This window comes from Halobacillus sp. B29 (assembly GCF_052246755.1).
Lineage (GTDB): Bacteria > Bacillota > Bacilli > Bacillales > Halobacillaceae > Halobacillus > Halobacillus halophilus.
The window spans coordinates 59,271-76,882 of sequence record NZ_JBQQCM010000013.1; the positions used below are offsets into that span (position 1 = coordinate 59,271).

15 protein-coding genes and 1 pseudogene are annotated in these 17,612 nt (G+C 41.5%); 9 read left to right on the forward strand and 7 right to left on the reverse strand.

Features of this window, described 5'->3' with window-relative positions; genetic code table 11:
- The first annotated feature begins 216 nt into the window (after positions 1-216).
- From ACTWP7_RS16020 to ACTWP7_RS16030, 3 genes are all read left to right on the forward strand, one after another.
- Positions 217-1,038, forward strand: a complete 822-nt coding sequence (locus ACTWP7_RS16020) for a pyruvate, water dikinase regulatory protein (RefSeq protein WP_443124059.1) — start codon at positions 217-219, stop codon at positions 1,036-1,038.
- Positions 1,035-3,710, forward strand: a complete 2,676-nt coding sequence (gene ppdK, locus ACTWP7_RS16025; RefSeq protein WP_443124060.1) for a pyruvate, phosphate dikinase — start codon at positions 1,035-1,037, stop codon at positions 3,708-3,710. The genes ACTWP7_RS16020 and ppdK overlap by 4 nt, the downstream gene beginning before the upstream one ends.
- A gap of 228 nt (positions 3,711-3,938) precedes the next feature.
- Entirely contained in the window at positions 3,939-4,643 is a 705-nt protein-coding gene (locus ACTWP7_RS16030; protein WP_443124061.1) for a DUF4386 domain-containing protein, read from the forward strand.
- Here ACTWP7_RS16030 and ACTWP7_RS16035 read toward each other — a convergent pair.
- Complete coding sequence (locus tag ACTWP7_RS16035; protein ID WP_443124062.1) at positions 4,640-5,233, reverse strand: Crp/Fnr family transcriptional regulator; 594 nt, start codon at positions 5,231-5,233, stop codon at positions 4,640-4,642. The genes ACTWP7_RS16030 and ACTWP7_RS16035 overlap by 4 nt on opposite strands.
- A gap of 224 nt (positions 5,234-5,457) precedes the next feature.
- On the opposite strand from ACTWP7_RS16035, the gene ACTWP7_RS16040 reads away from it, so the two are divergent.
- The gene (locus ACTWP7_RS16040) at positions 5,458-5,631 is read left to right on the forward strand and encodes a hypothetical protein (protein ID WP_443124063.1); all 174 of its coding nucleotides are present in this window, start codon (positions 5,458-5,460) and stop codon (positions 5,629-5,631) included.
- Between the two features lie 233 nt (positions 5,632-5,864).
- Here the strand turns inward: ACTWP7_RS16040 and ACTWP7_RS16045 are convergent, their stop codons facing one another.
- Positions 5,865-6,674: a 5'-methylthioadenosine/adenosylhomocysteine nucleosidase gene (locus ACTWP7_RS16045; RefSeq protein WP_443124064.1), complete on the reverse strand. Its 810-nt coding sequence runs from the start codon at positions 6,672-6,674 to the stop codon at positions 5,865-5,867.
- A 338-nt stretch (positions 6,675-7,012) separates the two neighbouring features.
- On the opposite strand from ACTWP7_RS16045, the gene ACTWP7_RS16050 reads away from it, so the two are divergent.
- Entirely contained in the window at positions 7,013-7,966 is a 954-nt protein-coding gene (locus ACTWP7_RS16050) for a calcium/sodium antiporter (protein WP_443124065.1), read from the forward strand.
- A gap of 127 nt (positions 7,967-8,093) precedes the next feature.
- On the opposite strand, the gene ACTWP7_RS16055 is transcribed toward ACTWP7_RS16050, so the two are convergent.
- Complete coding sequence (locus ACTWP7_RS16055) at positions 8,094-8,765, reverse strand: TVP38/TMEM64 family protein (protein ID WP_443124066.1); 672 nt, start codon at positions 8,763-8,765, stop codon at positions 8,094-8,096.
- Between the two features lie 194 nt (positions 8,766-8,959).
- Here ACTWP7_RS16055 and ACTWP7_RS16060 point away from each other — a divergent pair.
- Positions 8,960-10,119 (forward strand): IS3-like element ISHaha4 family transposase gene (locus tag ACTWP7_RS16060; RefSeq protein WP_443124067.1). Its coding sequence is split into 2 segments (ribosomal slippage): positions 8,960-9,245 and positions 9,245-10,119, totalling 1,161 coding nucleotides; the frame shifts between segments, so codons are not numbered across the junction.
- A 65-nt stretch (positions 10,120-10,184) separates the two neighbouring features.
- On the opposite strand, the gene ACTWP7_RS16065 is transcribed toward ACTWP7_RS16060, so the two are convergent.
- The 3 genes and pseudogenes from ACTWP7_RS16065 to ACTWP7_RS16075 form a co-directional block, all read right to left on the reverse strand.
- A complete protein-coding gene (locus tag ACTWP7_RS16065) occupies positions 10,185-10,373 on the reverse strand; it encodes a helix-turn-helix domain-containing protein (protein WP_014642694.1) in 189 nt (62 codons plus the stop codon).
- Between the two features lie 112 nt (positions 10,374-10,485).
- Positions 10,486-11,283, reverse strand: a pseudogene (locus ACTWP7_RS16070) (RNA-guided endonuclease TnpB family protein); the annotation flags it as partial.
- Positions 11,284-11,732: 449 nt separating this feature from the next.
- Positions 11,733-12,149 carry a universal stress protein gene (locus ACTWP7_RS16075; protein ID WP_014642693.1) on the reverse strand — a complete coding sequence of 139 codons (417 nt, stop codon included), beginning with the start codon at positions 12,147-12,149 and terminating at the stop codon, positions 11,733-11,735.
- Between the two features lie 221 nt (positions 12,150-12,370).
- On the opposite strand from ACTWP7_RS16075, the gene ACTWP7_RS16080 reads away from it, so the two are divergent.
- From ACTWP7_RS16080 to ACTWP7_RS16090, 3 genes are all read left to right on the forward strand, one after another.
- Entirely contained in the window at positions 12,371-13,831 is a 1,461-nt protein-coding gene (locus tag ACTWP7_RS16080) for a SulP family inorganic anion transporter (protein WP_014642692.1), read from the forward strand.
- 22 nt (positions 13,832-13,853) lie between these two features.
- Positions 13,854-14,276, forward strand: coding sequence for a universal stress protein (locus ACTWP7_RS16085; RefSeq protein ID WP_014642691.1), 423 nt, complete (start codon positions 13,854-13,856; stop codon positions 14,274-14,276).
- A 236-nt stretch (positions 14,277-14,512) separates the two neighbouring features.
- A complete protein-coding gene (locus ACTWP7_RS16090; protein WP_014642689.1) occupies positions 14,513-14,710 on the forward strand; it encodes a hypothetical protein in 198 nt (65 codons plus the stop codon).
- Between the two features lie 938 nt (positions 14,711-15,648).
- Here the strand turns inward: ACTWP7_RS16090 and ACTWP7_RS16095 are convergent.
- The gene (locus ACTWP7_RS16095; RefSeq protein WP_443124068.1) at positions 15,649-17,535 is read right to left on the reverse strand and encodes an LTA synthase family protein; all 1,887 of its coding nucleotides are present in this window, start codon (positions 17,533-17,535) and stop codon (positions 15,649-15,651) included.
- Between the last annotated feature and the right edge of the window lie 77 nt (positions 17,536-17,612).

Below are 17,612 nucleotides of genomic sequence, written 5' to 3' on the forward strand. Positions count from 1 at the left end.
AAAAAATTTTCAAACAAATAGCTAGCTTTCTATTGAAACAAATCTCAAACAGTGATACGATACTATTCATCTAAATAGTATGTCATATTATCAGTCAAATCGATAAATAGTATGTCATATTAATCAATGAACACTTCCATAAAAGGGAGGGTTCTATACTTACTCATGCCGTTTCATACGGCTGATTCTATTACGTTAAGAATAAGGAGATGGATAGTGAATAAAAAAGAAACGGTCTTTGTCGTATCAGATTCGATCGGGGAAACAGCTGAACTAATGGTCAAGGCTGTCGCAAGCCAGTTTTTTGGAAGAGAAGTTGAAATTAAGCACTTCTCTTATGTCCAGGACACCCAGGATATAAACAATGTCATTACAAATGCGAAGTATAGTCCTTCCATCATCGCTTACACCATTGTCCTTCAGGATTTAAAGCAATATCTTGATCACAGAGCTTTAGAAGAAGGAATTCTGGCTGTTGATTTAATGTATCCTCTGATGGATGCGTTTTCTCAAACATTCAATATGCAGCCTAATCGACAACCCGGGCAGATGAGAAAATTGGATGAGAACTATTTTAAAAGAGTAGAGGCCATTGAATTTGCTGTTAAGTATGATGACGGGCAGGAAGTACGCGGATTAAAACAAGCAGACATCGTCCTCATCGGAGTATCTAGAACTTCCAAAACCCCACTTTCTATGTATCTAGCCAATAAACAATTTAAAGTCGCGAATGTACCTCTCATCCCAGAACTCCCACCTCCTCAAGAACTGTATGAGATTCCTAGAAAAAAGTGCGTTGGACTCATCATCTCACCTGAAAAGTTAAATGACATCCGCAGAGAACGATTAAAAAGTCTGGGTTTAACCAACGCTGCAAACTATGCCTCATTAGAACGAATTTTTGAAGAATTGGAGTGTGCGCAAAACATCATGAAAAGAATCGGCTGTCCGATCATTGATGTGTCTAATAAAGCCATAGAAGAGACAGCTGATATTATATTAGCCATGTTTAATAAAAGGGGGAGCTTTGCACAATGAATAACCAATTTGTATTCCTATTTGATCAATCTGAAAAAGGCAAGAAAGAACTTTTGGGTGGAAAAGGCGCGAATTTAGCGGAAATGACCCGAATTGGATTACCCGTTCCTTACGGCTTTACCATTACAACCGCAGCTTGCAATGCCTATTACGATGCAGGACAGATCATCTCGCCAGAAGTCGAATCTCAGGTACTAGAAGCCCTTCACACCCTTGAAGCTAAAACAGACAAACGATTAGGCGATCCAGCCAATCCGCTTCTCGTTTCGGTTCGATCAGGTGCCGTCCATTCCATGCCGGGAATGATGGATACCGTTTTGAACCTTGGAATGAATGACGACACAGTAGAAGGAATGGCAGAGCTTACGAACAATCCTCGATTTGCTTATGACTCCTATCGCAGGTTTATTCAAATGTTCAGTAATGTCGTTCTGAATGTAGATCACTACTTTTTCGAACAACGTTTAGAAGATATCCGTGAGGAAAAAGGGTACCATTCCGATACCGAACTAACCGCTGAAGATTGGAAACAGGTGATTGAAGCATTCAAATCAATCGTGCTCAAACACGTAAAACGAAAATTTCCTGAGGATCCAAAAGAACAACTCTTCCTTACCATTAACGCCGTGTTTGATTCATGGAATAATCAGCGGGCTGCTTTATATCGCCGCCTTCACGATATCCCTGGCCATCTTGGTACGGCCGTTAATATCCAAAGCATGGTGTTTGGCAATATGGGAGATGATTCAGGTACAGGAGTGGCTTTTACCCGTAACCCATCCACCGGTGAGGCTAAGCTTTATGGAGAATACTTAATCAATGCTCAAGGAGAAGATGTGGTGGCAGGGATCCGCACACCTCAACCGATTGCCAGTCTTCAAGAGGAAATGCCAGATCTCTATCAACAATTCGTTGAGACTTGCGAGCTGTTAGAAAACCATTATAAGGATATGCAGGATATTGAATTTACAGTTGAACGCGGAAATCTGTTTATCCTCCAGACACGGACTGGAAAACGAACCGCCCAGGCCGCCATTCGAATCGCTGTTGAAATGGTAAAAGAAAAGATTATGGATCAACGGGAAGCTCTGTTGCGTGTGGATTCAAATCAACTTGATCAGCTGCTCCACCACCGGATCCATCCTGAACATATAGGAGAACAGCTAGCTGCTGGTTTGCCCGCTTCCCCTGGAGCTGCCACAGGCCAGGTCGTTTTTGATGCGGATGAAGCGGAAGCGCTATCCAAGGATGGAAAGAAGGTGATCCTTGTCAGACCAGAGACGACACCTGACGATATCCATGGAATTGTGGCTGCCCAGGCTACCGTTACGAGTCGTGGCGGAATGACCAGTCATGCTGCCGTTGTAGCCAGAGGGATGGGAAAAGCCTGTATATGCGGCTGCGACGCCATCAAGATTTACTTAGATTCCAAACAATTTATCGCGGGGTCTACGACGGTGAACCACGGCGATACCATTACGATTGATGGTTCAACAGGAGAAATCTTCCTCGGTGAAATTCCCATGATTGAACCCGAACTTTCCGATGAATTCCAGATCCTGCTTCGCTGGGCGGATGAAGAAGCGAAAATGGGTGTACGGGCGAACGCTGACAATCCAGTCGATGCGGAGAAAGCCCTGGAATTTGGAGCAGGAGGAATTGGACTTTGCCGTACAGAGCATATGTTTATGGACGCATCACGCATCCCTACGGTACAAAGCATGATTCTTTCTGAAACGACGGCTGAACGTAAGGAAGCTCTGGACAAACTCCTGCCTATTCAACAGCAGGATTTTGAACAAATATTTGAAACGATGCAAGGACACCCAATTACCGTACGCTTACTAGATCCACCCCTCCACGAGTTTTTGCCGGACAAAGAAGAACTGCTCGTTGAGGTGACAAAGCTGCAGCTGACCGATCCTCATTCCTCCGAGCTGGAAGGAAAGCAAAACCTGTTACGGAAAGTACGGTTATTAGAAGAATCGAATCCGATGTTAGGACATCGGGGCTGCCGCTTAGGTATGATGCACCCTGAAATTTACGAAATGCAGGTCAAGGCCATTTTTAACGCAATGGCCAGCGTAATGGACAAAGGAAGTAACGTTACATCCGAAATTATGATTCCTTTGGTCAGCCACGTGAATGAACTTAAGACAATGCGCCAGCTTGTAACTACGATTGGTGACCAGATTCAGGGTGAAACAGGAAAGAGATTCGACTACCTGATTGGAACCATGATTGAAACACCGCGCGCAGCGTTAACAGCGGATCAAATTGCCGAAGAAGCAGACTTCTTCTCTTTTGGAACCAACGATTTAACGCAGACCACGTTTGGATTCAGCCGGGACGATGCCGAGGGCAAGTTCCTCCAGCATTATGTAGATAGCGATGTGCTAAAAAGAAATCCATTTGTTTCATTAGATCAGGAAGGTGTAGGAAAACTTGTGGAAAGAGGTGTAAAACTGGGGCGTCAAACAAAGTCCACTCTAAAAACAGGGATCTGCGGCGAACACGGGGGTGAAAAAGAATCGATCCAGTTCTGCTATGACTTAGGGATGGATTATGTAAGCTGCTCTCCTTTCCGCGTTCCCGCGGCAAGGCTTGCAGCCGCTCAGGCCACCATTCGTCATGAACAAATTAATTCTAAAAAAGTACCTCAGTACAGTTAAAAAAAGTAACATGTAATGAAAGATCAAAATAATAAAAAGAAACTCTAAACTCCTCCTAGGAAGGACGTTTAGAGTTTCTTTTTTATGGTCTGTACAGTATTTCCGTACACTTTTTGAAATTCACTTGCCAATATTTCTAAAACCACCAATTCCTTGATTTAAGTCAATGAGATTCTTCCTCAGGCAAAATACAATAGTTATGAAATCAAATTCGAGGAGGATCTTTCCGTGAAATTAAGCAGAACAACGAATCAGACTATGCAGCAGAAAGCAGCTTTCTTTTCAGGTGCCGCCTTACTTGTTATGACATTGGCTGCATTCTTTGCTTACGGGTATGTTCACAGTTCATTAGTCATCGATGGAGATGCGGCAGCTACATTAAAAAACCTCCAGGCATCTCCATCCATGTTTCGGCTTGAAATCTTTGGATGGCTGATTATTCTCATAACGGATTTAATCGTATCGTGGGGTTTTTATATCTTCCTAAAACCGTTTCACCCGGGGTATGCTTTATTAGCCGGCTGGCTTCGTTTACTTTACACAGCCATTCTAGCGATTGCGGTATCCCATCTTGTCATAGCTAATAGCATGGTTCAATCCACTATCTCAGGTGCAGCAAACCAAGTCATGGCTTCCATCACGGCATTTGAAGTCATCTGGTCCTTTGGATTAATTATATTCGGGCTTCATCTTATCGCAGTCGGCCTGATCGCTATCGATACAAGAAAAATACCAAAAGTCCTCAGCATTTTACTCGTTTTAGCTGGTATCAGCTACTCGTTCATTCATTTCATGTACGGTTTTATCCCACAAATGGAACGTTTTACAGGGATACTGGAATTAACTCTTATGGTCCCCATGTTCATAGGAGAATTAGGTTTTGGTATATGGTTACTGATAAAAGGGAGAAAATTGACTTTGGACGATTACTAATCCACTATTCTGAGGTGGTTAGCTGACCGTTTCTTAATACGGCTTAGGGATTCCGGCTTGATTCCCAGGTAGCTTGCCATCTGGTACTGAGGAACCCTGTCCACTAACCCCGGTCTTTTTTTCATCAAAGCTTGGTATCGTTCTTCAGGGGTCGAGGAGATGAAGGCGGAGAAATCATCTCTCATAGCACCCATATCCTCTTCAATCATTTTGCGAGTCATGGCTTCTAATACCGGATGTACATCGTAATTTTCCTGCTCCGTAGATAAATCACCTACAATCAGTGTGCAGTCTTCCAAACAGCTAAGAGCGTATGGAGAACCTTTATCCGTCGTATGCTGATTAAAGATCGTTACACTTTGTTCTTCAGTAAAGAAATTGTACGTATTCTCATTTCCATTTTCATCTACAGCAAACTGCCGTACACACCCTTTTAGAACAAAATAGCATTTGTCGGGAATTTCTCCCTGTTGTAAAAGAATCGTTCCTTTCTTAAAAGAAGCCACCGGAACATTCTCAGTCAGTTTTTTTAATTCGGACTCGCTGAGATCGGAAAACCGTTTCATATACTGGATAAGGACATCTTTCATGTTAGTCAACTCCCTTATCAGGATTGGTATTTTATCCTTCTAGTATAGCAGGATGGAACAGGTATAGGAACATTGGGCGGAGGTTGAGATATGATGTTCGATAATGATTAAATAGGAATTAAACCTTACAGGTCAGGTTCGCTAAACAAAAATTCACCTACCTATGATCAATAGTCGATGAACCACGCAGTATTCTTAGAAATTTTTATAGAGGAGGAGATCGTGTGAACTTATTTTTCTTTATTTCAGTAATCGTTGCTCTGACTTTCACCTTTTTATATTTCGTACTTCAATTTGACTTTAAAAAGAAGCAATTAGAGTTAGAAGAAAAGAAACTGGAATTTGAAAAGAAAAAATTTGAACATAACCACGAAGGTCAGGAAGAGGAAGATCATTAACATGACCACCGTTTTATGGATAATGAAATTGAACTGGCAAAACTTGAGTTGTGTTCTCACCCTAAATAAGAAGGTCTTCAAAGAGACCTTCTTAATCATCAGTTGCTATCCAATTGAACGAATCATTATCTGCCTCACTGAACCGCATACTCATTTAACAATCAATGGGTACACCTGGCATGGCCCTCTTCCATTTCAGAAGAAAGTTCAAGCCAGGCTATTCTTATACATACCTACATGTTCTTTACCATTTCTTCTATTACATCACTGAAGTTCTGAGCTGCCTCTTCCACAAAGTTTTCCTGAATTCCAGCCGCTTCTTCTCCTGCATCATCGGAAGCTGAACGAATGACCACATACGGAATTTCATTTAAGTACGCCACCTGTCCAACAGCCGCTCCTTCCATCTCCACGACATAGGCATCAAACGTTTCATAAATCCAGTCCGTTTTTTCTTGGCTTGCAATGAACTGATCTCCTGTTGCAATCGGACCCTTGAATACATCTACGTACTCCGGCAGACCTTCCGTACCTTTCTCAGCGAGCTCAATCAGTTCTTGATCCGCTTCAAAATATCGTGTGTCCATGTACGGAATCTGACCCGGTTTGAAATCTTTAGCCGTTTCGTCCATGTCATGATGCACGGTCTTCGTTGAAATAACGATGTCTCCAAGACCTAGATCAGGATGAATCCCTCCTGCAACACCAGAGTTAATCAACACATCCGCTTCAAACTCACTAATGAGCATTTGAGCTGCGGAAGCGGCATTCACTTTCCCTATTCCGGATTTCACAAGTACAATGGGCTGACCTTCTAAAGTTCCTTCGTAAAAAGTTAATTTCCCTTTTTCTGTAGTCTCTTCCACTTCCATATGAGAATGAAGAATATCAATCTCCACTTCCATTGGACCAATGATTCCTATTACTTTTTCTTCCTCTTTGTCAGCTGCTTCTGCACTCTCAGACTGTTCTCCACATCCTGCCAGCAAGCAAACGAAAAGCACGATCCCGGTTAAACGAATGACTCTTTGCTTTAAATTCATCCTATCTCTCCTCTTGATTAAATAAAATACGAACATTATGTAATTTATTTATATTAATGTACGTTTTTCATTCTACACAACTCACTTATCACTGCCAACCTTTCTTTTCATATTTTTATAAAACGAATGTTTTTGGAGAAAAGTTGGATTTCGTGCTGTAGTTTTAAATAGTTGTTCCACTAGCCAGCCATACTTCTCTAATAGGGAAATTCATCATGGGGTAATCTTTTATGTTGGAGGATTATTTTTTTAAATAGCCTATCCCTATACTTTTCAACGCTAACGAAACAGGGTATGGTTAAATCATGAAATAATAAAAAGGAGTTTGAAGAGCGATTATGGCTTACATATTTTTACTTATCGGCTTCGGATTATTAATTAAAGGAGCCGATCTATTCGTTGATGGATCTTCCAACATTGCCAGGTTACTTCGTGTTCCGCCTATCTTAATCGGGTTAACGATTGTAGCTTTAGGCACAAGCTCTCCTGAGGCAACCGTCAGTATCCTTGCCGCTTTACAGGGAAATGCTGAAGTTTCGCTGGGGAACGTGGTAGGAAGTAATATCTTTAACATCACGTTAGTGGTAGGGATTGCAGCCTTCCTCTATCCCTTAATGGTAGAGAGTGAAACGACCAAAAAAGAAATCCCGTTCACTTTGCTTGCTAGCGGAGCGTTACTCGTCCTGATCAGTGATATAAAGCTGCAGGGACTAAGTGATAACCTGCTTACACGCAGTGACGGCATCATCTTTTTATTGTTTTTATCTATTTTCATGTACTATGTGATTGAAGTCGGCCTGAAAAGTCGAAAAGATTCAAAAGAGGAACCCATTCCTTCAAATATTAAGTGGGGGAAAAACATTGGTTTAACGTTAGCCGGATTAGCAGCCATTATTTTTGGAGGGGACCTGGTAGTCGACAGCGGCACAGCCATCGCCTTAGATCTTGGAATGAGTAAAACATTAGTTGGATTAACCATCATTGCGATCGGTACATCGCTTCCTGAACTGGTGACCTCCATCTCCGCTGCCTTGAAGAAAGAAAGCGGAATTGCCCTGGGGAATGTGGTAGGGAGTAATGTTTTCAACATCTTATTTGTTCTTGGGGCTTCAGCTGTCGTTACGCCTTTACCTGTGAACGGAAAGATATTTACTGACGTGCTGATTATGATTGCCTTGAGCTTGTTGTTGCTCTTATTCTCAAGGACTCATTATAAGATTGGTAAAAGAGAAGGGTTCATCCTTCTAACGATGTATATCGTTTATCTTGTTTTTATTATTTTGAGAAACTGAGAATGATATTCTTTACGGAACAGAAATCTATAAATAAAAAGATAGGAAGCTCCATTTCTCGCTAAAATGGAGCTTCCTATCTTTTATACTGAACATTCCCTCGAATACAGGCGTATTTCTCATCCATTCACCCTTCTTTTTCTTTATTCTCCTCTAAATCAAGCCAATTTTTCACTTTATGTCTAAAGAAGAATGATAGACTCAATAGGATTACAAGAAATAGGAGGGCTGATCCGATAATGAGCGGATCTCCTGCCATTAAGCTTGCGCCTAGCGTCCCATAAACAAATACACCAGGCAGAATTCCAATCCAAGTTGCAGAAAGATAGGTAGAGAAACGTACCTTCGTCATACCTGACAGGTAGCTAAGCATACTAAAACCCATGAGAGGGAAAAGCCGTAACAATAGCACAAACCAAAACCCCTGTCTGTTCATTCTTTCTTCCGCTCTAGCAGACCAGGAATATTGATGGAATTGAAATACCGCTTTCCCGAAAAAACGTCCGATCAAGTAACCCGTAGCTGCTGCCCCGCCTGCTCCCAGCCATATATACAAAGTCCCCGGCCAAACCCCATAAGCTAAACCGGCACTCATTGATAATACCGGCGCAGGAAACATCATAAAAGGAGCAGCCATATAAGCCGCTATAAAGATAAAAGGTGACAGCCAGCCAAAAGCCGTAATCATTTGCTGGATATCATTCGGAGTGATATGCCACCTGAAATGAATGAAATAAACCATCGTCAAGATCAAGACCACAAATAACAAAATTCTTGATGCATAACTTCCCCGGCTCATTAGCTTTCACCTTCTTCCCCCTTCTGACTTCTATCTTCATTATATCGTTTTCTTCCTCACTATTTGTTAGAAAAATTATAGAAATTCAAAACAAAGCGCACGAAAAAACCCTCTAAATATAGAGTGACCTAGAAAAATGAGACGTAATAAAACACCTTCAAAGTTGTAATACTACACTTGGAGGTGTTTTTCTTATGGGTAAAAAAGTTCACTATCCCGAAGAAGTAAAAAAGAAAGTAGTTCAATTAAAATTAGAAGGGAATTACACGAATCAAGAGTTGATGGACATATTTGGAATTAAGAATAAGTCCCAGATTAAAACGTGGATGAAATGGTTTAGAAATGGGGAAAACCACCGGTTTGCTCAGCCTATAGGGAAACAATATTCTCACGGGAAAGGGCCGGAAGACGAGGATGAAATGACCCAACTGAAGAAAAAGATTGCCTATTATGATATGAGAGAAGAACTGTTGGAAAAGTACCAGGAAATCGAAAGGAAGTGGTTCCAGAAGTATTCATCCAAATCGTAGAAACATTTAAGCACAAGTATCCTGTGAAAGATATTTGTGAATGCTTTGGTATAGCTAAAGCCACCTATTATCGCTGGCGGGGAAAGTCATGGGGACCGTCGGTCCTGGAGAAGAAGATCATTGAGCTATGTGAAGATCTAAAATTTAGAGTGGGACACCGTATGGTCCGTGACCTCTTACGTAAGGAATACCAAATCAAACTCAATCGAAATACCGTTCAAAAAATCATGCAGAAATACCATATTCAATGTCGCGTAAAACCAAAGAGACAGTGTTATATCGCAGGGGAAAGTAAGATTGTGGTACCGAATTATTTAGAGAGAAACTTTACGTCTACGAGACCTAATGAAAAATGGGTAACAGATATTACCTATCTTCCTTACGGAGAGAAAATGTTATATTTATCAACGATTATGGACTTATACAACAACGAAATCCTCGCGTACACGATCAGTGATAAACAAGATACGTCCTTCGTATTAGATACGTTGAGGAAAGCTTGCGAAGGACGTGACGTCTATAAAGTGATCCTTCATAGCGATCAAGGTTCGCAGTACACGTCCTATGAATTTCAAGAAGAGGCCAAAAAAAGAGGCATTATCACAAGCATGTCCCGACGGGGGAACTGCTTTGATAATGCCGTCATCGAATCCTTCCACTCCACGATAAAATCGGAAGAATTCAGTCCTCTGGACCGAGGAAAAATAGATCATCATACCGTACGCTCAAAAATCGATACGTACATGTATTACTACAATTATTGTCGACCTTTTCAAAAACTAAACTGCCAAACTCCAATTGAATTCAGAGTAATGGCAGCCTAGGTGTTTTATTGAGTCTTATTTTACTGTGGCACTCCAATAATAGAGGGTTTTTTTTCGTGCACTTATTATAAATGCTCACCATGCTGAAGTTTCCTGATATGTTCTCTTAAATCTTCTTTTCTCACCCGCCAGTGACGCCCGATCTTAAAGCCCGGGATACGTCCTTCCTGTACTAATTTGTATGTGGTCACTTCACTAATTTGTAGATATTCAGCAACTTGAGAAACCGTCATGATTTCTTGTTCATTGTCCATGGACAGACCTTCCTTTATTACGTTTGTATTTTCTATCTACAAGTTTATACCTTCTGCCCTTGTAACTCAAATATATTACCAATTTCTTTCTTACTTAACGACTTTATTGAACTACCCCGACCACATCGTGGTTTTTGATGATTTCGGTAGAAATCTTATGCAGGTAATCTTTGCGGGAGTTCGCAATCTTTTCGTGGAGTCTGGCTACTTTAATACGCTGCTTATGCCAATTTGAAGAACCTTTTTTCCTTCGGGAAAGGATACGTTGAGCTTTCGCTAGTTTCTTTTCGGTCTTTTGGAGGAACCGTGGATTTTTGTAGGTGGTCCCATTCGAAAGAACGGCGAAATCTTTCAATCCGAGATCAATGCCGACGGAAGAGTTGGTTTTATCAAATTTCTCGACTTTTGTCTCAACAAGAATCGAAACAAAGTGTTTACCTGAAGGATTACGCCTAACCGTCGCGCTTAAAATACGCCCTCTTACTTCACGACTCTTAGCAAATTGCACCCAGCCTAACTTTGGTAGCTTCACTTTATTACCGTCGATTCTGATATTGCCTTTGTTGGATTGAGCGGTATAAGATTGCTTTCTATTCTTTTTAGACTTGAACTTTGGTCTATCGCTAAGTTTTTTAAAAAAGCGATTGAAAGAATCTGCAAGACTCCTCAACGAATTTTGCAGAGCTGTACTATCAACTTCTTTTAACCATTGAAAATCTTGTTTGATTTGTGTCAGTTGTTTATTGCATTTTGAATAAGACAAACCTTTACCAGAACGTTTGTAAGCATTGTTCCACTTGGAAAGAAAATGATTAAACACAAACCGTGAACATCCGATGGATTTAGCAATTAACGTGGTTTGTTCTTTACTAGGATAAATGCGAAATTTATAAGCTTTGTGCATCACCATTTCCACCTCCATACAGGAACATATGTTCTCGTTTTAGTATAGCAGATAGCATTAAGAATAGACAACGAAAACCTTCGCCTGAAGGCGACGGCATTCATCTCCCCCTTACCACCGGTCTTCGACACAGCGCTTGAAGAGGGAGGCTTCTGCCGATAAATGCTAAACTTCAGTATTGATTTTAAAGATAAGCTCGCGGTACTGGAAGACTGTTTCGAGATAGTTGGGTCCGTTACTAAGATGGCTACGAGGGGTGGTGGGGAAATAATTCGCTTTCCTGTGGCCCTACACAACGTAGGGTCGGTCGACGTTGCATCGTGCAGGGCCGCGGAAAGCGAGCCGTGCCCTGGAGCCCTTTCTCCACACAATATCCCGAAATCGAGTCTCCAACACTACGGCCTTATTGCGTAATAACCCTCTTATGATAAATCAACCATACACTTTCACAGTGCCTACTTAATAATCAACACCGGACATTGAACCCTCTTCGCCACTTTATGACTCACACTTCCCAGCACCATTTCCTGAAACGTATTCAGTCCCCTGCTGCCGATTACAACTACATCATAATGGTTTTCATTTACATGGCGGACAATGGCCGGTCCTGGATCACCTTTTAATACTTTCACATCATAATTGATTCCCGCTTTTATAAATACTCCTTCTGTAGAAAATAGTCTCCCCTTCCGAACTGTGGAAAGGTCGGCCATATTTTCACTCAGGACATCACTTTTAGAAGTCGAGCCGCTAATCGCATACAGAATCGTAATCTGTGAGTCTTCCGATAGCTGAGCTAACTGCAGCGCATGTTCAGCAGCCCTCACCGCATGATTCGATCCATCCGAAGCTATAAGTATATGAGAAAACATTGAATCGCTCCTCTTCTGCTATCCATTATTAAATCTATGTTAATGATAACGCTTAACTAAAGGAAACCTATTGCAAAACATTTTTCTTTATTATAGTCTATTATAGTCAGTTATAAAAGAACGGTATTGAAACCTAACCCAAACCGCTAAATTAAATCATCTTATAAATCTGGCTGCTGTGAGACTCAGCGGTCTAAACTACAAATAGAAAGAGGGTATGTATGTCAACTTTATCAATTAAAGAAAATTGGCTCGGAAACATAAAGGGTGATGTATTATCAGGGGTCGTTGTAGCCTTAGCCTTGATTCCTGAAGCCATTGCTTTCTCGATCATTGCAGGAGTAGATCCAATGGTCGGGTTGTACGCATCCTTTTGTATTTCCGTCGTGATTGCTTTTATGGGAGGACGCCCGGGAATGATCTCGGGGGCTACAGGTGCTATGGCTTTAGTCATGATTACCTTAGTTGCTCAGCACGGGATTGAATACTTGCTCGCCACAACGATCCTGACGGGGATCTTACAGGTATTGTTTGGAGTCTTTAAGTTAGCTAGATTCATGCGGTTCATTCCCCGCTCCGTTATGGTAGGATTCGTGAATGCTTTAGGGATTTTAATTTTCACTTCCCAATTGCAGCACTTTGAGAATGAACCCTGGGTGATTTATGCATTAGTTGGGTTAACTTTAGCTATCATTTATCTATTTCCACTGGTTACTAAAACCATCCCTTCCACATTGGTCGCCATTGTGGTCGTATCCGCCATTGCAATATGGATGAACATCGGTGTCAGAACGGTTGGGGACATGGGAGAATTAACACAAACCCTTCCTATGTTCGCTTTGCCCGATATGCCGCTGAATTTTGAAACCCTGATGATTATCTTCCCTTATGCTTTAGCGTTAACGATTGTCGGACTACTAGAGTCCCTTCTTACGGCTTCCATCGTTGATGATATGACCGATACCGAAAGTGATAAAAACAAAGAAAGCCGCGGTCAAGGATTCGCAAACATCGTGACGGGATTCTTTGGCGGCATGGCTGGTTGCGCGATGATTGGTCAGTCCGTCATTAACGTGAAATCCGGCGGGAATGGACGGTTATCTTCGCTGGTGGCAGGTGTCGTTCTCATGTTTATGATTATCGTTCTGGGTGGCGTTGTTGTTCAGATTCCAATGGCCGCACTCGCAGGTGTCATGATTATGGTTTCTATTGGTACGTTTGACTGGGGCTCCGTCCGGAATATTCACAGAGTACCACGTTCTGATGCGGCTGTCATGATTGTCACGGTGCTAACTGTCGTTATCACGCACAACTTAGCCTACGGCGTTCTTGCCGGCGTTGTACTCAGTATGATTTTCTTTGCGGTTAAGATTTCCAAAGTAAATGTATTAACCTTGTACGCAAATGAAGGGAAAAAACGCATCTATTATGTGCAAGGTCAGTTATTCTTTGCGTCGGTTACAGACTTTCTTAATTCGATCGATTTCAAAGATCATGTCGAAGAAGTCGTTATCGATCTTAACGACTCTCATCTATGGGATGACTCAGCCATCGGTGCTCTCGACAGTATCGAATCGAAGTTTGAACAAAACGGCATTAAAGTTAAATTCATCGGCTTGAACGGGGAGAGCTCCAGACTATTGGCTCGACTTGGAGGCGTCTCCAAAGGATCCGGTCACTAAATTATGAATAGGAGCATGATGTATGTTTAAAAATATTTTACTCGCGACGGATGGTTCAGATCATTCCCGTCGCGCAATCGATCAGACACTAAAAATGGTTTCCCCGCATAAGGAAGAGGTGCACATCGACCTTGTATATGTGGTTGATGGTGAAACATCTAAACAGGACGTATTGAACTATGGGGATTCTCATACAGCTACTAAGAAACGGAAAGAAAAGTTCCTGGACGTCATCAAATATGTAGAGTCAGCCGGTGTTTCCACCAAGTTTCTGATGTTACATGGAGATCCCGCTGAAGAAATGATTGAATATGCCAACCAGGAAGATTATGATTGCGTGGTTATTGGAAGCCGCGGGCGTAATAAATGGCAGACGTTGATCCTGGGAAGTGTCAGTCATAAACTCGTAAAATATGTTCAGTCTCCAGTAATCGTCGTTAAGTAAAAAAAAAGCGTGCAGTTCATTAATGAGCTGCACGCTTTTGCAAACGAAGAAAATACTTCGAATGGCTTAACAGGGATTGAGCAGAAAACCAATTTCCAGGAACTCTGCGACATAATTTTAACAATACGAACTATGAATCACAAATAATTAAGCAAAACTGAGTGTATTCATTTATCATTTAATATAATGAAACTCAAGCTGTTATAATTAATTAAAACAAAAAGCGGTGAGATTTAATGAGTATAATTAAAACGTTAGTTGGTATTTTCTTTTGCGCTCTTTTTACGTTCGTCGGCATCTATCGACTAAATAATGAAACTCTAAACAATTTTCCATTCATTGTATCAATTGCTTTTACAATTGGCTGCCCCATTGGTATATTGATCATGACGATCAAGGTTATGAAAGCTAAAAAAGAAGGGAATCTCTATTAAGAAACCTTCCAAATACTAAGCTGTGGTAAAAATCAAGAGTTCTTAAACCTTTCCACCCTTATTCCCAGAGTAAGCTGGCGATTCAGTTCGCTTTCTGACATCCATCCACAAAAAGGGCCTCTAACCGGGCCCTTTTTCTTTTTTTTTATTACCACTCGCGTGCGGTTACATCACTCTATACACTATCAGTCTGTGTATCTAACTTATTCAGTACAAACTCCTTCCGATATTACATCCAGTCTCCAGCTATCTTCCCTTAATAAAAGGCTCTGTTAAACTTCTGTGTTGATTTAAAAGTAAAGCTCCCTTTTCTGTAAGACTCAGTTTCGAGATATTTAGGCTGAGAGGACAGGCCTTCGGGGGATGATTTCGCTTTCCGTGGGAATGCGGTAAGCTTCCTCGGGCTTCACAGCCCTGCGGGATCTTACCGATCATGTCCATCCCACAGGAGTCTACATCGTCCCCCTCCGGACCTGGCCGAATAAGAAACTAGAAATCAACCAAAAATGCCTACTAAAATTTACTGGAGAGCAAAAGAGTATCTAGCTTATTTAAGCGTACAACCCCTGATATATAAGGGTTTAAGGCTGATCCAGAACGATTACCTCTCTTATAGAAGGGTCCGTTCACTCCTCAAACATAGGATGGCGGAGGAAACGACGAGACTCCCGCGGGAGAAGGAGCTAGGCGAGACCCCACAGGGAGTGAAACGAGCGAGGAGGCTTGCCAGTTCCCCCGCAGGAAAGCAAGTTGTTTCCGTAGCCAGCCCCTCTCTATATTAGCAACGGACCAAAGATATCTCGAAACTGAGTCTTCAACTATCCGGCCCTATTGTGTAATAAGCCTTTTATGAATAATCAACAATAAACTTAAACAGAGCCTAACAAAAAAGCTTGCAGAAAACCCTCAGGTTATCTGCAAGCTTTTTATCCAGATAATTATTTCCGCTCTTGATCAATCATTTCTGTTTCATCAAGATAACGCAGCAAATCTCCGTAAACGATAGAGTCTGAGATCTCCAGTTCTTCTTGCGCTTGTTTGAAGCCTTCAGCACAAGCCTCACCTACTACTTTCTCTCCCGTTTCTCTATCAAAACAGGTTTCATTCACACCTACATAATCCTCGTTAGCAAAATTACCATCTCGTGTAATGGTCATCCCATTCCGATCTTTACTAAACAAATCATGACCGAATTGGACCGGGTTGTCATCGTCCACCCCTAAAAGATTCATGATCGTCGGACGTAAATCAATCTGGCCCCCAACAGTCTCATGTTCTTTTGGTTCTATTCCTTCTCCAAGGATGAGAAGAGGCACACGCTGAAGCTGAAATTGTTCATAGTCATTAATATCTTTGCCCAGATATTCTCCCATGGCCTCCTGGTGATTCTCTGATATCCCGAAATGGTCACCATAAATGATAAGCACGGTATCGTCATAAAGATCTGAACGCTTGAAATCCTCAACAAACTGTTTTAAAGCTTCGTCCTGATAGCGGATCGTTTGGAAATAACGGTTCAGCGTACCACTTGAAGTATTCCCTTCTTCAATCAATTTCTTATCTTCCGGAAGGGTAAATGGATAATGGTTGGTCAGAGTAATCATCTTGCTATAGAACGGCTGCTCTAACTCTTCCATTTTATCTAAGGAGTCACTAAAGAAGTATTCATCAAGATAACCCCAACCGTAGGATTTATCTTCTGTAACGTCATAATCTTCTTTTGAATAATACTCATCATAGCCAAGAGAGTCATACATGACATTCCGGTTCCAAAATGTTTGATCATTGGCATGCATATTCACAGACGTATAGCCCTCTTCCCCTAACACTTCAGGGGTAGCTTCGTATTCGTTACCCGCATGAGTAAAGAAGGCCGCTCCACGATTCAGGCCATACAATGAATTGTCCAGCAAAAACTCGGAATCTGACGTGCGCCCCTGTTTAACCTGATGATAGAAGTTACTAAAGTAAGCACCTTCTTCTTTGAGATCGTTAAAATAAGGGGTGAGTTCTTTTCCGTTTAATTCACGATCCACAACAAATGTCTGGGTGCTCTCCAGGGATAAAAGAATCACATTTTTTCCTTCTGCGACTCCTGTCATTTCGCTATTTGGATCCACATCTTTCTCATTTATATAGTTTAATGCAGGTACTAATTCGTTACTATCAGCGAACGTTTTTTTCATCTCCGTTTGTCCCTGCAGCACAGTATCGTAGATGTGAAAATCAAGCACGCCAATATTTTTCACTAACAAATTACGGTCAAAGGCCCGTTTTAAAAGCTCTGGACGCTCTGTCTGTGCCCAGCCCAGGTTAATTAAAAATAACGGAACAGCAATAATAGCCAGCACAAGACCTTCCTTACGTTTCGGTAGAAAACTTTGTATACGAGAAGGGTTCAGATAGAATAATAGAAAGATCGCAACAAATACGTCCACAAACAGGAAAATATCTGTGGCCGAGAGGATATTCGTAATACTTCCTCCAAGACCTGCCAAATTTGCTAATTGACCTAACATTGGAATCGTAATGAAATCATTGTACTCACGATAAAACAAAACATTGAGATAAAGTAAGACGGAGCCAAGAATATAGGCCCCAAGCAGTCCTTTACGGCCGGCCAGTAAGATTCCTAATCCAAAGAGAAGAAAAATACTGCTCAAGGGATTAAAGGCCAGGATAGCTGCTTGATTTATATTTTCTAAACCTAAAGTGAAAACCCCACCTTGAATAAACGTCATCTTCAGCCAAAACATAGCGAAAACAACAGCATAAATCAGCTTCTTTTTAGAAGAAGCATCGTTTCCTTTCCATTTTTGAAACATTTATAAGCCTCCATCAATTGATTCTTGTGATAGTAATCATTACAGTTCTTCCCTGATGCATTTAATTGGATCGATTA

Excerpts from the sequence above, each read along its gene's own strand:
- ppdK (WP_443124060.1), top strand. The coding sequence starts at position 1,035 with ATGAATAACCAATTTGTATTCCTATTTGATCAATCTGAAAAAGGCAAG.
- ACTWP7_RS16035 (WP_443124062.1), bottom strand. The coding sequence starts at position 5,233 with ATGAAAGATGTCCTTATCCAGTATATGAAACGGTTTTCCGATCTCAGC.
- ACTWP7_RS16075 (WP_014642693.1), bottom strand. The coding sequence starts at position 12,149 with ATGTTTTCTCATATACTTATAGCTTCGGATGGATCGAATCATGCGGTG.
- ACTWP7_RS16090 (WP_014642689.1), top strand. The coding sequence starts at position 14,513 with ATGAGTATAATTAAAACGTTAGTTGGTATTTTCTTTTGCGCTCTTTTT.
- ACTWP7_RS16055 (WP_443124066.1), bottom strand. The coding sequence starts at position 8,765 with ATGAGCCGGGGAAGTTATGCATCAAGAATTTTGTTATTTGTGGTCTTG.
- ACTWP7_RS16085 (WP_014642691.1), top strand. The coding sequence starts at position 13,854 with ATGTTTAAAAATATTTTACTCGCGACGGATGGTTCAGATCATTCCCGT.
- ACTWP7_RS16080 (WP_014642692.1), top strand. The coding sequence starts at position 12,371 with ATGTCAACTTTATCAATTAAAGAAAATTGGCTCGGAAACATAAAGGGT.
- ACTWP7_RS16050 (WP_443124065.1), top strand. The coding sequence starts at position 7,013 with ATGGCTTACATATTTTTACTTATCGGCTTCGGATTATTAATTAAAGGA.
- ACTWP7_RS16065 (WP_014642694.1), bottom strand. The coding sequence starts at position 10,373 with ATGGACAATGAACAAGAAATCATGACGGTTTCTCAAGTTGCTGAATAT.
- ACTWP7_RS16095 (WP_443124068.1), bottom strand. The coding sequence starts at position 17,535 with ATGTTTCAAAAATGGAAAGGAAACGATGCTTCTTCTAAAAAGAAGCTG.
- ACTWP7_RS16045 (WP_443124064.1), bottom strand. The coding sequence starts at position 6,674 with ATGAATTTAAAGCAAAGAGTCATTCGTTTAACCGGGATCGTGCTTTTC.